Genomic DNA, 13,911 nt, shown 5'->3' with positions numbered 1-13,911 from the left:
TATTGCCATCCATGCAATATCAAGAAATCACTCATCACTATGGCCCCCGCGTCCATTTGGTCGATAATCCGTTTTTAAGCGGACTTTTAGCGCAGCTGTGTTCTCCGCAGACCTTTCAACCACAAATCAACAGTTTGGTAGAAATCCTCTACACGCATTTGATTTCCATGGTTGTGACCAATGAATTTGACGTAGAAGCCTTCAAAATCCCGACGCGTATGACTGAAGCCCACCCGGGAATCGAACTCGAAGGCACCCGCACTGCAAGAAAACAAAAAGCCGTCTGCGTGAACCTGGCCCGTGCAGGAACTTTTCCTAGCCATCTTTGTTATAACTTCCTTCATTTCGCGTTAGAACCACAGAACATCCGACAAGATCATATTTTTGCTGCCCGCATAACTGATCTTGATCATCACGTGACCGGCACGCATCTAGGGTCCGTTAAAATCGGCGGAGATGTGGACGGAGCCCACGTGCTGATCCCAGACCCTATGGGGGCTACGGGCAGCACCCTGGTTTCTTCTATCAACTATTACAAGCAGAAGGTTCAAGGTACCGCGAAGAAGTTTATCGCGCTCCATCTTATTGTTACACCCGAATATCTAAAGAACGTTCTGACCGCACATCCTGACGTCGTGATCTATGCCTTGAGGCTTGACCGAGGGCTTTCAGATAAGGCAGTTTTAAGGTCTCCCGCAGGCCAACACTGGGACCAAGAAAAGGGTCTTAACGATCTAGATTACATTGTTCCAGGTGGCGGTGGTTTTGGCGAAATAATGAATAACTCCTTCGTTTAAAAGGAAGCAGAACATGACACAACTTCAAATCAAGCCTTATATCACCGAAGAACAACTTCAAAAGAAAGTTTCGGAAATTGGCGCCGCAATCACCAAAAAATTCAAAGGCGAACAAGTTGTTGCCGTTTGTGTTTTGAAAGGCTCTTTTGTTTTCTACTCTGACTTGATCCGCGAAATTAACGCTGACATCACTTGCGAATTCTTCGGCGTATCTAGCTATCACGGCAACACTTCTTCTGGTGAAGTGAAAGTAACTTTGGATTTAGCTCATCCTGTAGAAGGCAAACATATCTTGTTGGTGGAAGACATCGTCGACACTGGCATCACTATGAACTATCTAAAAAATTCTATTCTTTCTAGAAAGCCCGCTTCTTTGACAACGGTTGCTCTTCTTGAAAAACCAGAAGCATTGAAAGTACCTTGCAAATTGGACTATGTCGGATTCCAAATCACGAATGAGTTCGTTGTTGGTTACGGCTTGGATTACCAAGGTTACTACAGAAACTTGCCATTCATCGGCCAAGTTCAAAATTTCCAATAAGCTCTAGGAATAGTACCCACGTACTAGCATTTCGATTTTATAATCCTTCGAGGTCTCTCCGAACGGAGAGATCTCCCAGATCCACTCTCGATCAAATTTTAAATCCTGCAAATTCACATTGTACATTTCGGTTTTAATTCTCTGCCCGTCGTGGCCGATGTAACGAGTTTCGAAATCCGCAAACAACAAAACCTTTTGAGACTGTCCGAAAAGTCTTTCGATATGCTGATCCCGCACCGAGCGCGCGAATTTTTCATACGTCTCGGATGTCATTGGCAAAGCTTCTGATATCATCAACGGAATTTGCGACAAGAGGTTTGCGGAAATAATCAAATCCACTTTTGGCAAGTCCCAGACAGGGAGCTGCTTCCAAGGGATGTTCTTAAGCTGAAAAGGACCCGTGCCTTTTTTCAGAAGTCCCAAAAGTCCCGAGATATCTCTTTCAATTAATTCGATCTGAGGATGTTTTGCAGCCAGTCGACGAATCTCTGGGGCATGCACCAGGTCAACCAGATACACCTTCTCGGCTGTCGCCAAAAGGGCCTCTATGGGGACTTCTAGCAACAGTCCGCTACCGACAACTACGATTGATTTAGGCTGGGTTTTTGCCAAATGCCCCCGGACAAACTCACGGCAGTTTTCATTATGGCTTTTCCAGGCTTTGGCGCAGCGGCGAGACCGGAATTTCAATGAGATATTCTGATAGACGTAGCCCCAATCCTTGGCGGTTTTGGTGCTTTTTGTTCGGAGATATTCCAGCCATTCTAGAATCATAACCACAGACTAAAGTATTTTGCGGTCGTGTCAACGCGAGACTCGGAAGCATTTGAATGCTTTAAATAGAAGGACCGCAAAACTCTAAGAGGATTTAAAAATGAAGAAGTTTTTATTTGCTATTGTGGCTTTCAACTTGGTCGCTTGTGCGAGCTATTTTAAGAAAAAAGAATGTGAATCCGTGAACTGGTTTGAACACGGAAAAAGCGTTGCCCTTCGTGGGGAATGGTTAAATTCAGACAAGCTTGTCGGCGAATGCCGTAAAGTCGAAGCTGACATTCAAGAATCCCAATTGGATTTGGGATTTAAAAACGGTATGCAAAGATATTGCACGGCTGACAACAGCTACCAAACCGGTAAAAAAGGCGACGTGTTCTCTCGCGATCTTTGCGAAGGACCTGAAATCAATTCTCTTTTGAACAACTACAGAAAAGGCATCACTGATTACTGCGCAAAAACCAATGGTCAAAATGCAGGAGCTTCCGGCAAAAAGTATCAAAATGTTTGCCCGAAAGAATTAGAACCAGCGTTCTTGGTTGAATACCGCAAAGGTCGCAAAAAGTATGTTTTGACGATGATCGAAACACGCCAAACTGATGTGCGTGAAATGGAGACCAAGCTTTACTCTAAACGTACTGAGCTTAGCATCAGTCAAAGCCGTTTGAGCAGCTTGCAAAGCCAGATGTCGAGCTTAGAAACTCAAAAGAACTTTACTCCACAGACAAACACTGCTGCCCAAGGCTACTTGGACGGTCGTATCTCTGCTTTGTCTTCGGATCTTTCTACGGCAAGACATCAAGTTTCAAATGCTGAAAGCGACATCGCCTCTATCGAGCGCGAACGTCAAACGAAAGTCGATGAAATTGCGAACTATAAGGCAGAATTGCCAAGCTTGGATCAACAACAGTAATTATAATTTTGGAATCATTAACTTCAACAAGGCCAGAGTCAGATCGGCCTTGTTGAAAGTTTCAAAGGGAATCCCGACCACTGTTTCACCGTGATCGACTCCTTCAAGACGGACAAAGTCCGCTCCTTCAAGACGAGAACTCTCAAACGGAACCATGCCGTCACTCTTAGAGTAAGGCCCAGCATACAGATTGATCGTTACACAGAACGAAAACACACTTTTCACACAACCTGTTTCTAAGATATCTATCGACGGCGAAAATAGACTGCGATGTCCATTCGCGACACCTCCGACTGTCAGAATCGGAAGGCCCGCAACCAGCTTTTGTATAGCCGGAGCATTTTCATTCATAAACTGAGTGCGTGAGCGAGTCCCCAAGTAACGAAGAGTTTCTTCGGTGGTATTTACTAATGGCAAAACCGGCTTCATCCAAAGACCTAAAAGGTAAGGATACTCGAAATATAAATCAGCCACCGGAGTGCCTTTAAAAGGGCTTTGCAAAAACAGAATCCCGCCAACATCTTTCTGAGCCTTCGGATTAGCGATAAGCTCTTCAAGAAGTGCTAGCCCCCCGAGGGAGTGAGTTACAAAGAAGGCTTTCTTTTGAGCCGTCTTGGCAGCGTCTAGCGCTTTTCTTATATTGATGCGAATCTCTTCAACAGATCGTGAAGAGCTAGAAAGACGTTCCGCAAAAAGGCCATATTTTTGTTTGAGAAGATTCTCTTGAGCTCCGAAATAGTCTTCGGTCAAATTCGAGAAATTAACTTTGGATCGATTGTCTTTAGAAATAAAGGATTCGGATAAAATGCCAGGCACCAAATAAAACTGAAACTTTCTAAGGCGATTGTGCTCATCTGCAGTTAAAGCAAGAGGGGTTTTATAAACCAAAGAAAACGACTCGGAAAGATCGGCAGCCACCGAGCGTGGTCCGCTTAACAAAGACACTATTACTGAGAAGAGAATCAAACCAGTTTTCACAAAATAGATAGTACCTGAACTCACAGAACTACTCCAGAAGTTGGAACTTCTTTCATAAAGCACAGAGAAAACTAGCCTTAAAACGCGTATAGCGAAGGCCAAAAGCCCCCCTGCCTCTTTGTAGATCACGGATTCGAAGACAAGCTAGATTCTTGCTTCGCAGCAAGCACTTTTATGTGACGGCAAGCCCATAGCCCCCCTATGATTCGTAGTCATGAAACTATTTATCGCTCTCTTTCTTTTTTCGTCGATGGCCTTTGCTCAAATGGCGGAGGGTCCTTTGGCTCCCCCAGATCTTTTGCCGGAATATAGGCTCGGTGAAATAGCTGACGGGAATCTTTTCTACTCACTCGACGAGAGCTGCTGTCTTTCTGGAAGAACTAATTTAACCACTACGCTTCATTGGCAAAGTCAAAAAGGTGGAAAGATCGAGAGTGAAGAGCTCGGCTCAGAGATCAACGGCAAAATCCGCAATACACAGATTTTTTTATATAAAGACTATGTCGTTGTTAAAAGTTGGCTTGTAGAAAGCCGCTTTGAACACTTTGAATTCTTCTCTTGGAGTTGGACTGCAATTGATCCAATAACTCACAAGCTTGGTAAAGGTAGCTATTGCACGCTCAGTGACCCTGATTTTGAGATCGAGAAGAAAAAGTGGACTTCAAAAACCCTTTCAGAAACTAACTTCTTTGAAGCCTCAGACCGACTGGCAACAACCGTCTATGAGGACATGACTGCAGGCGGTTATTATGGGGATCTCGAAAATCGAGTCGCATGGTACGATAAACCTAAAGACGAACTCGAGTTTGTTTCTTCGATACGAGATATTGCTAACAAAGAACGAGACGGACTTAAAGTTTGTACTTACCTTCAGGAATACCCGCTTTCTCGTTGGATAAATGAAGATTTAGAAATCAACGAGGACCACGTCGCTTACAACGAAGAACAAAAAAACGCAGCCACGGATGCGAGCACCGGTTCTCAACTGTTGGGCGATATGGGCTTTTTTCTTCAAAAAGCACAGTTCAACGCAGACGCCGTCAAAGTTTTAAACCGAGTTCTGAAAATGTCCCCTGATCGCGCTGTCAGTCATCTGAATATTGCAGATGCCTATTGGGATTTGGGAAAAGCTAACCAAGCAAAAGCCCACTACCGCCAATATGTAGAGCTTGTTAAGAAAACACGGTTTACCGACATTGAAATTTATAGAGCCCAAAAGCGAATCGCCTCAAAAGAAAAAATCAAAGCTTTAACTACTTCGAAGACTTGCCCGGTCTTTTCACAAAAAAAGAAATTTGCAGATGCAGTCCGAAGCTTTCTTAAAGAAGGCGGCTCTCCGAATGCATCTATCCCTGTGCTAGCACCGATGGCCGACACTCCTTCCGAAGTGTCTCTTATTCAACAAGCTGTGAAGAATAAGAATACAGCCCTAGTCATAGAGCTGCTGAACAAGGGCGCGCTTATGTTCCGTTCTGATGGCTCTTCAAACTCGTTGTTCTCGTCAGTTGTTTCTTCCGGCAATCTAGAAATGGTGAAAGCATTGATAGAAAGAGGTGCCATGAAAGGCGACGCCGGAAAATGGAATCGAAAACAAGCGCTGAGCTGGTCTTTCCCAAATAATTTGGCCATTGTGAAGTTACTTATCGAAAATGGCGCCGAATTCCCTCAATACAATTTGGAGAATATGGATCATTCGGATTGGAGCAAAGACATTTGGAAGTACGTATATACAAGCCATGAGGGCTATCCCGAACCAAAAGTCGACCAACCTGATTCAGGCGGTTTTACCGCGCTTCATGTCGCCGTCATGAGCAAAAACAAAAATTGGATAGAATTTGTCTTAGAAAAAGGTGCCGATGTAAATGCACTTACGGGAAGTCGGGAAACAGCTCTGGATCTATTAAAAGACCGAATAGAAAGTGACAATCCAGAAGTTAAGTCGCTTATGACATATCTAAAATCAAAAGGCGCTCTCACAGCAAAAGAACTCGTCGCGAAGGCTCCCCAAGAATTCTACCGCCGCACAAAAGCCAACGAGGTCGTTCCAGACGTCATTCAAAACGCCATGAAAAATGGAGTCCCAAAATCAGGACAGTGTGAATAACCCGCCGTCGCGGGTTAGGTTTAAATCATTACTTTTCGATTCAGATTTACTTGGGACATAAAGTATCTGAGACTGAACCTTATGAACTATCTTAATTCAATTATTCGATCTCCGCTTTCAGTTAAGCTGCTTTTTGCAATCTATGCTTATTCACTATACAAATATGGATCTCAACTCTTACAGCCAGAGGTAATAGAAAAATTAGGCTATTCTTCTACGTTGATTCACATGGGAATAAGCATCGTATTGATAGCTTTGATTGTTCTTAGAGTGTGGTGGAGCTGGATTGCCGGTATCAGTGAATGCACATATTTTGCTGCAATGTCAGCCTATGCATTAACAAAGGGAAATCACATTATTTCTTCCGCCACAGAATCGGCACTACAGAATCCTGCAACATCGAAATTGACTCCTGAACAACTGAAGATGGGAATGAGTATCGGCTTTTACGGAGGTCTCGGTTTAGTTATCGCGGGAGGCCTCGTTACAGCTATTCTATGGTACAAATCGAGATTCTATTTCGAATCTAAGACCGCCTGAACTAAAACGCTAACTTTCCAAACGCGAGAAAAAGAAGTACGAAAATTTCGAAGACGATTTGGAAGGAAGTTTGAGAAAACTTCCTTGCAAATCCCGAGTTCGAAGCGAAGGCCTATTGGCAGTTACGGCCGTAGTTCAGAAGCTGGCGGATTTCTGGTTGGCTTAAAACCATTTGTGGAATTGCACACTGAGTGTGAGCACCGCTCTTTAGTGAACTCAATACACCAGAGTATTGATCACGGCCCATATCCCAAATGTCGCTGAACTCTTTTTTGTAGTCCGGCAACACTGCTTGAGCTAAAGCACCGTTAAGTTCCAAAACGTTTTCGATGTGGCTATTCTCGCTGCTGTTAGACCAGTTGAAAGATCCTGTGAACAGAGTTTGACCATCAACGATCATGAACTTGTTGTGCATTTGGTAAGTGATATAAGCACTTAAGTTCAAGTTGTAGAACTTAATACGAAGCTCGATGTTTTTATTGTTGAGTAAGTACTTCGCACGACGGCCCAAATCGATGAAATCATCTTGGCTGATAACAGCTTGGATTTTTACGCCACGTTGAGCAGCTTTAAGGATCGATTCCAAAACTGGTTCGATGCGAATGCGTGTTGTCGCAATTTGAATGTTATTTTGAGCGCCATCGATCAAACGCACGATCTCGCCAGTGATATAAGAAGCCTCTTGAGACTTACGATCCACTGTACGTGGAGAATTGAAGAAGATCTCGATGTCTTCTTGATCTTGATACTTTGGTACTTTCACATCAGGGTGACCTAAAGAAACGCCGAACTCTTTAGAGGCATTCCAAAGACGATTGAATTCAAATTGATAACGACCTGTCACTTCTGGCTCTTGAGTGAAGAACAAAATGTTTTCGTTGTAGTTCTTGTAAGAAGACAAAGACCAGTTGGCGCTGCCTGTGATTACGCGCTCAAGAGCGCCGCCAGCATCGATAACTGCAAACTTGTGATGAACTTTTACGGTCTTACCAAGATCACGCACGTCGATACCCATGTCTTCAACGGCTTGTCTTTTCTTTTCGTTTTCTTCTGGAGTTCCATAAAGCTCAAGGATCATGCGGATTTTCAATTGACCTGAGCGAAGACGACTTTGGATTTCTGGAGATTTCAAAGTTTGAACAACCGGTGAGGCATCTGTCGTATCCATGTTGTACATGGCGATGTCGATTGTGGATTTAGCGTCAGAGATACAACCTGCGATAGCTTCCAGTGTCGGGTCATGAGGATGGAAGAGAACCTGAACACGAGCTTCTGCAGATAGAGCCAAAGTTGTAAGAGCTAAAAACAAGAAGGATTTCATGGGCGACCTCCAAAGTCAGAGGTGTTTTAAGACATCTGCCCGGAATCCGCCAATAAGTGTTTATGATTTTTATATTCTTTCTATGAATAATTAGTGAGAAGGCTTCGGAAGATGGCGGGCTTGGCGCTCAGGCAAGCTGTTCCCAGAGCCTTGAGTCCGCTGATGAATCTGATAGGCCGTTTCGCTCAAGCCATCCTTTAAAAACCCAGGAATATTACGGGGTTTGTCCTTCATGTAGTCGCTCAAAAGAAGGTCACGAACGACGTCTTTTTCAAGGCCTTTTGCCTCGGTCAGGTAGGCCCAAAGGGCTTCCAAAAGACTCTGCAAAGCGATGCTATGGGTCTCTTGAAAACGATTACTCATGAACTCGCTGAGTGCAAAAAATTCCCAAAAAAATGAGCGGTCCTCACGTTGTCCAGCCTGTTCCTTCAGCCAACGAGTGGTATTGGTGAAGTTCCCACTATTGGCCACCAAGTCCCAGTACTTGGCAAAGCGGTTCATCTGCTGCATTTCCGAATAAGAAATGTCCTTGTTACGCAGAATCTGGAATGGTGGGTGCTCTTGATAAGTCATCTGGAACTCGCGATCGTGACGAACGATCGGCGTGCCCTTTAAGCGCTTCAAAATTCCCACCTGAATCTCATGAGGCTCACAAGACGCCAGGTTATCGAAGCCCTCGCCAAAGCTTTTTACGGTCTCGCCAGGAAGACCCACGATCAAATCCGCATGAGTATGAACGCCGCTTTCCAAAGATAAGAACTTAAAATTCTCGCGAACCTTGTTGTAGTCATTACGGCGGCTGACGTTTTTAGCAACTTCGATATTCCAAGTTTGAATTCCTACTTCGAATTGCAAAGATCCCACTGGGAATTGCTTGATCAAGTCTTTGAGTTCGTTTGGCAAGCGGTCCGGCACCATTTCAAAATGCAGAAACAAGCCCAGATCAATACGATCCAAGAAGAATTGCAAAATACGAGAGCTCGTTTGAATGCTTAAGTTGAAAGTACGATCGACAAATTTGAATTGTCGGGTCCCGCGCTGAATGAGGCTATCAATGTCGCTGAGAAATTGATCCAAATTAAAGCTACGCACGAGTTTATCCAGCGAAGAAAGACAGTACTCGCACTTGTAAGGACAGCCGCGCGACACTTCCACATAGATAATGCGATTTTTAATATCTTCATCCGTGTAGAAACCGTACGGCGATTGGATTTTAGCAATATCTGGCAATGCACCCGAGATAAATTTTTTCTCTGGTCGTTGTCCTTGAACTAAAATCTGCTCACAGAACTCATAAAACAAATGATCAGCTTCGCCCTTAATCACGTAATCCGTTGTCTGACAGATCGCTTGGTTTTCGCTCTCGTAGCTGACTTCGGGACCACCCAACACAATGGTAATTTCAGGGGCTACACGCTTTAAAATGGAAACGATTTGGAAAGTCTCGGTGGTATTCCAAATGTACACGCCAAAGCCGACAATCTTTGGATTGTGAGCCAAGATTTTCTCAACCACATTGCGGGGACTTGCATGAATCGTCCACTCTAGAATTTGAGCTTGCGGTTGCAACTCTTTGAGGTTCGCAAACAGGTAACGGAGCCCAAAAGCGCAGTGCTGATAGGTCGAATTCAGGGTCACTAAAAGAATGTCTTTTTGTTTGGGAGCCATCATGTGAAGGTCCTTAAACCAAACCCCCGCTTTTTTGGCAAGCCGTTTGCTTTTAAGTGTATGAAATCCCTAGGAGACCTTGGATGCGATTTGGTGCCCGCCTAAACCCCTTACTGACTGCAAAGATTGTCACTCTTTTCGTGGCTTTAACAGGCTTTGCCGGTTCTGTTTGGGCCATGCCTGCCCCCCTTTGCTCGGAACTTTGGGGCTATGAACAGGGTGCCCAGGGCCGGGTCTCTAAATATGTTCATGCAAAAACTCCGTATAGCGCCAATCTTTTAGAGAAACACCTAGAGACCATCGATAACCTTTTAGGTCCGTTAGCCCGCCCGAAAGAGGCCAAAGTCACTATCGGCTCGGTTTATACAAGATCGGTTTCTGACTTTGCCACTTTTGAAATTTACGTCGGCATCCGCAGTGATGTTGATTCGGCAGGGAAAATCATTCCGCCCGAGAAAAATCTGGCGACTCTGAGCCACGAGTACGGTCATTTGATCCTAGAAAAAAATCTTGTTGAGAATCTTGAGTCCTATCGACAGATAAAACCTAACTTTGTTCTTGTGGGTGTTGCTAGAAATGCTCTTCGCGATCTTACTCAAGCATCCAAAGAGCTGACGGCCCGCAAAGAGGCCACTCAGGATCCTATTGAAAAACAAACCCTAGAAAATGCACTTCAGGTTTTGACACTGAAAATGAAGGCTATCTCGACGGAAGCAGATCGCGTGCAAAAAATAACAAATACCGCGATGGCACTACATGAGTTTTTTTCTGACGTGGTCGCCACCGTTCGCCACAAAGACCCGCAAGCAATCGCATATATGGTGACGGACTATCAAACACCTGCAAAAGAAAACTCTTATCAAGAACTGATTATCCGAGATTTTTCGCCTAAAGACCACGCGGCTCATGAAAAAGCCTGGGAAGAGCAGCGCCCGTGGGCAAGCTTCACCAATGATCCTTACTTTGTGATGTTGCCGTCTCGCTGGGAGTTTTGGCAGCTTGTAAAAAACAAAATCAACGATCCTAACTACCGCTCGCAAATTATTCCGAAAGTGTATAAAGCCGTGGAAAAAGTCATGAGCGAGGCTCTGACATGGACGCCCGAGCAAATCCAGGGTGTCAAACTGACGAAGGAACAAATGAGTCTTTTGAATCAAAGACTGATCGAAGAATTAAAGGCCTCTCTTTAATCGAGAGGCCCCACTAGATTATTTTAAATCAAACAAGATGAACTCAGCCCCTTGCGGGCCGCCTTCGATGCGAATCAGATTTTCTTTTTCGATGGCAACACCGTCGCCAGCCGCGATCGTTTGCTTATTCACGATCAGAGAACCTTTGGCGACTTGAATCCAAGTGCCGCGGCCCTCTTTAGGCTCGTAGCGTTTCTGAAAGTCTTTATCAAAGACGCCAGCGTAAAGGCGCACGTCCTGATTGATTTTCATCGAACCACGGTCTCCGTCAGGTGACGCGATCAAAAGAAGATTATTGCGTTTGTCCTCGTTAGAAAACATTTTCTGTTTGTAACCAGGAGCAAGTCCTCTTTGACTTGGGACAACCCAAATTTGCAGAATCTCTGCAGCCACCTTCGCATCTGGATTGTATTCACTGTGCATGACACCAGTGCCTGCCGTCATGACTTGGATTTCGCCAGGTTTGATCTGCGCCTTGTTGCCAAGACTGTCTTTGTGCTCGAGCGTACCGCGCAAAACGTAAGTGATGATTTCCATATCGCGGTGCCCATGAGTCGGAAAGCCAGAGGCCCCGGCAATCACATCTTGGTTGATCACGCGCAAGTCACGATAGTTCATGTGCTTAGGATCATAATATTCGCCAAAAGAAAAACTATGGTAGGAGTCCAACCATTCGTTTTTGAAGTGTCCACGGTCTTTCGAAGCTCTCATTGTTAGCATAGGTCCTCCTCGGTGTATTCAATCATGGGGATAGCTTTGTATGTTGACCTGGAAATTACTTTATCAGGACCAGATGATCTAAAAAACTATAACTTTTCTATTAACATGATCTATTTTTTAGATTATGATTTTTTCATGACTCTTGACCAAATCCAGGTTTTGCAAAGCATCTTAGAGACCGGCAGCTTTCGTGCAGCTTCACAAAAGTTGAATCGTGCACAATCCGCTGTCAGTTATGCGATTCGTTCTCTGGAAGACGAATTAGGTTTTTCTATTTTTGATCGCAGTGGGTATCGTCCTCGTCTGACCAAAGAAGGCACCGGCTTTTTTAAAAAAGCCGAAGAGCTTTTAGGCGACTACCAGTCTTTGCAGAAAACAGTTCAATATCTTAAACGTGGGCATGAGCCGGTGATTCGACTCGCCATCAGTGCCCATTGGCCCCTCCCCTCCTTGATCTCGGGTCTGAGGAAATTGGCAGCCCAGTTTCCTCAGACCGAGATCAAGATTATTTCCGAAGTATTAAGCGGCGAAGATTTGCTGTTGAATGAGCAGGTGGATCTCGCATTGTCGCAAGTATTCCAACAACGCTCCGGTTTGAGTGTGCGTAAAGTGATGGAGGTCGTGCAGGTTCCGGTCTGTGCTTCTTCCCATCCACTGGCAAAGTTAAAAGGCAAGGCCCCTCCCGACGAACTTGCTAAACACAGCCAAGTGGTTTTACGCAGCACTTTGGATGGCCCCGGGAAATCGGCCGCCATCCTCAATCCTCTGAACACCGTGAGCGTCGACAATTTTTTAAGCAAAAAGGAACTTCTGCGTGGCGGACTGGGTTGGGGCTTTATGCCCGAGCATCTGGTAACCCCGGAAATCAAGAAAAAAGAACTCGTAATCACTCACAACGACGTGCAGAAAATCCCTCTTTCCCTGGCTGTGCGCCAGGGACAAAAGCTGGGACCTTGCTCGCAGCTGCTCTGGGACCACTTTTCCTCGGGAAAAGTGAAGTAACAGCCCGCAATAAGTAGAGACAAAAAGTTCTACTTTCATAGAATAGGACCCCGAACGACTTGGAGGTTAAAATGCGCCAATACCACGAACTACTAAAGCATGTACTTGCTCATGGAGCGCAAAAAGAAGATCGCACTGGAACTGGCACCCTGAGCGTGTTTGGTTACCAAATGCGTTTCAACTTGGAAGAAGGCTTTCCACTTCTGACCACCAAAAAACTTTATACACGCGCGATCTTTCACGAACTTCTTTGGTTCTTAAAAGGCGACACCAACATCAAGTATCTTCATGATAACAAAGTGACGATCTGGGATGAGTGGGCTGATGAAGAAGGCAACTTGGGACCCGTCTACGGAAAACAATGGCGTTCTTGGGAAACTCCAGATGGACGCAAAATTGATCAGATCGTAAACGTTGTAGAGCAAATCAAAAAAAATCCAGACTCTCGTCGTTTGCTGGTTGTCGCATTCAACCCATCTGATGTTGATAAGATGGCGCTTCCGCCTTGCCACGCCTTTTTCCAATTTTATGTGGCGAACGGAAAACTTTCTTGCCAGCTTTACCAACGAAGTGCGGATATTTTCTTGGGCGTGCCGTTCAATATCGCAAGCTATGCGTTGCTCGTGCATATGATCGCGCAAGTGTGCAATCTCAAGGTGGGTGAATTCATTCATACCCTTGGGGACGCACATATTTATTCAAATCACTTAGAGCAAGTGAAGACTCAGTTGGAAAGAGACTTCCGTCCCTTGCCAAAACTGACTTTGAATCCTGCAGTGAAAGATCTCTTTGATTTCAAATACGAAGATATTCAAATCACAGGCTATGATCCACATCCAGCCATCAAAGGCGAGGTGGCCGTATGATTCTAACTCATGTCACAGCGATGTCTCAAAACCGTGTGATCGGGACTCAGAACAAGCTTCCTTGGAATATTCCCGAGGACCTGAAATTCTTCCGTGATACGACCAAGGGTCATATTATGATCATGGGAAGAAAGACTTTTGACTCCATCGGCGCAAAACCTCTTCCACAACGTTTTCATATCGTGATTACCCGCCAAGATTTGCAGTCCACTCACCCTCTGGTGAAATACGTGAAGACTTTGGACGAGGCGATTGAGGCCGCGAAGCCTCTGACAGCTCAATGGGGCGAAGAAGTTTTCATTGTTGGCGGTGGCGAGATCTACAAACAGTCTATGCCAGTGACGGACAAGATTTATCTGACGGTGATTTACAAAGATTTCGAAGGTGATACTTATTATCCAGAGGTTCCTATGGATAAATTCGAACTTGTGGCCCAATCAGATAGGACGGATCCAGTTCCATTTTCGTTTCTCACATATAAGAAAAAATAAAAACTTTCG

At 44.9% G+C, this 13,911-nt stretch carries 14 protein-coding genes; 9 read left to right on the top strand and 5 right to left on the bottom strand.

The window, feature by feature from the left end:
* The first annotated feature begins 11 nt into the window (after positions 1–11).
* Both ACLWBB_RS03235 and hpt read left to right on the top strand, forming a co-directional pair.
* Entirely contained in the window at positions 12–797 is a 786-nt protein-coding gene (locus ACLWBB_RS03235) for a uracil phosphoribosyltransferase (protein WP_413290126.1), read from the top strand.
* Positions 798–810: 13 nt separating this feature from the next.
* Complete coding sequence (gene hpt, locus ACLWBB_RS03230) at positions 811–1,338, top strand: hypoxanthine phosphoribosyltransferase (protein WP_413290125.1); 528 nt, start codon at positions 811–813, stop codon at positions 1,336–1,338.
* Between the two features lie 3 nt (positions 1,339–1,341).
* On the opposite strand, the gene ACLWBB_RS03225 is transcribed toward hpt, so the two are convergent.
* Positions 1,342–2,112 (bottom strand): hypothetical protein, encoded by a 771-nt coding sequence (locus ACLWBB_RS03225; protein ID WP_413290124.1) that lies wholly within the window; start codon positions 2,110–2,112, stop codon positions 1,342–1,344.
* 100 nt (positions 2,113–2,212) lie between these two features.
* Here ACLWBB_RS03225 and ACLWBB_RS03220 point away from each other — a divergent pair, with 100 nt between their 5' ends.
* The gene (locus ACLWBB_RS03220) at positions 2,213–3,022 is read left to right on the top strand and encodes a DUF2799 domain-containing protein (protein WP_413290123.1); all 810 of its coding nucleotides are present in this window, start codon (positions 2,213–2,215) and stop codon (positions 3,020–3,022) included.
* Here the strand turns inward: ACLWBB_RS03220 and ACLWBB_RS03215 are convergent, their stop codons facing one another.
* A complete protein-coding gene (locus ACLWBB_RS03215) occupies positions 3,023–4,024 on the bottom strand; it encodes a hypothetical protein (protein WP_413290122.1) in 1,002 nt (333 codons plus the stop codon). It lies immediately after the preceding gene.
* Between the two features lie 190 nt (positions 4,025–4,214).
* Here ACLWBB_RS03215 and ACLWBB_RS03210 point away from each other — a divergent pair, with 190 nt between their 5' ends.
* Both ACLWBB_RS03210 and ACLWBB_RS03205 read left to right on the top strand, forming a co-directional pair.
* On the top strand, positions 4,215–6,104 hold the full coding sequence (locus ACLWBB_RS03210) for an ankyrin repeat domain-containing protein (RefSeq protein WP_413290121.1): 1,890 nt from the start codon (positions 4,215–4,217) through the stop codon (positions 6,102–6,104).
* 81 nt (positions 6,105–6,185) lie between these two features.
* Positions 6,186–6,644 carry a hypothetical protein gene (locus ACLWBB_RS03205; RefSeq protein WP_413290120.1) on the top strand — a complete coding sequence of 153 codons (459 nt, stop codon included), beginning with the start codon at positions 6,186–6,188 and terminating at the stop codon, positions 6,642–6,644.
* Positions 6,645–6,756: 112 nt separating this feature from the next.
* Here the strand turns inward: ACLWBB_RS03205 and ACLWBB_RS03200 are convergent, their stop codons facing one another.
* Both ACLWBB_RS03200 and ACLWBB_RS03195 read right to left on the bottom strand, forming a co-directional pair.
* Positions 6,757–7,965 (bottom strand): phospholipase D-like domain-containing protein, encoded by a 1,209-nt coding sequence (locus ACLWBB_RS03200; protein ID WP_413290119.1) that lies wholly within the window; start codon positions 7,963–7,965, stop codon positions 6,757–6,759.
* Between the two features lie 90 nt (positions 7,966–8,055).
* Positions 8,056–9,636, bottom strand: coding sequence for a DUF4080 domain-containing protein (locus ACLWBB_RS03195; RefSeq protein ID WP_413290118.1), 1,581 nt, complete (start codon positions 9,634–9,636; stop codon positions 8,056–8,058).
* Between the two features lie 80 nt (positions 9,637–9,716).
* On the opposite strand from ACLWBB_RS03195, the gene ACLWBB_RS03190 reads away from it, so the two are divergent.
* Positions 9,717–10,823, top strand: coding sequence for a hypothetical protein (locus tag ACLWBB_RS03190; RefSeq protein ID WP_413290117.1), 1,107 nt, complete (start codon positions 9,717–9,719; stop codon positions 10,821–10,823).
* Between the two features lie 18 nt (positions 10,824–10,841).
* Here ACLWBB_RS03190 and ACLWBB_RS03185 read toward each other — a convergent pair whose 3' ends face one another.
* Positions 10,842–11,543, bottom strand: a complete 702-nt coding sequence (locus ACLWBB_RS03185; RefSeq protein WP_413290116.1) for a pirin family protein — start codon at positions 11,541–11,543, stop codon at positions 10,842–10,844.
* 105 nt (positions 11,544–11,648) lie between these two features.
* Here ACLWBB_RS03185 and ACLWBB_RS03180 point away from each other — a divergent pair, with 105 nt between their 5' ends.
* The 3 genes from ACLWBB_RS03180 to ACLWBB_RS03170 all read left to right on the top strand — a co-directional run bounded on the left by ACLWBB_RS03180 (position 11,649) and on the right by ACLWBB_RS03170 (position 13,902).
* Positions 11,649–12,545: a LysR family transcriptional regulator gene (locus ACLWBB_RS03180; protein ID WP_413290114.1), complete on the top strand. Its 897-nt coding sequence runs from the start codon at positions 11,649–11,651 to the stop codon at positions 12,543–12,545.
* 71 nt (positions 12,546–12,616) lie between these two features.
* Positions 12,617–13,411, top strand: a complete 795-nt coding sequence (locus ACLWBB_RS03175; RefSeq protein WP_413290113.1) for a thymidylate synthase — start codon at positions 12,617–12,619, stop codon at positions 13,409–13,411.
* Complete coding sequence (locus tag ACLWBB_RS03170) at positions 13,408–13,902, top strand: dihydrofolate reductase (protein ID WP_413290112.1); 495 nt, start codon at positions 13,408–13,410, stop codon at positions 13,900–13,902. Before ACLWBB_RS03175 ends, ACLWBB_RS03170 begins: the two co-directional genes overlap by 4 nt.
* Positions 13,903–13,911: the final 9 nt, after the last annotated feature.

Source organism: Bdellovibrio sp. HCB337, assembly GCF_047302465.1.
Taxonomy (GTDB): domain Bacteria; phylum Bdellovibrionota; class Bdellovibrionia; order Bdellovibrionales; family Bdellovibrionaceae; genus JACMRP01.
Note: the sequence above shows the minus strand (reverse complement) of the source record. Positions and strands in the feature narration are given on the sequence as shown.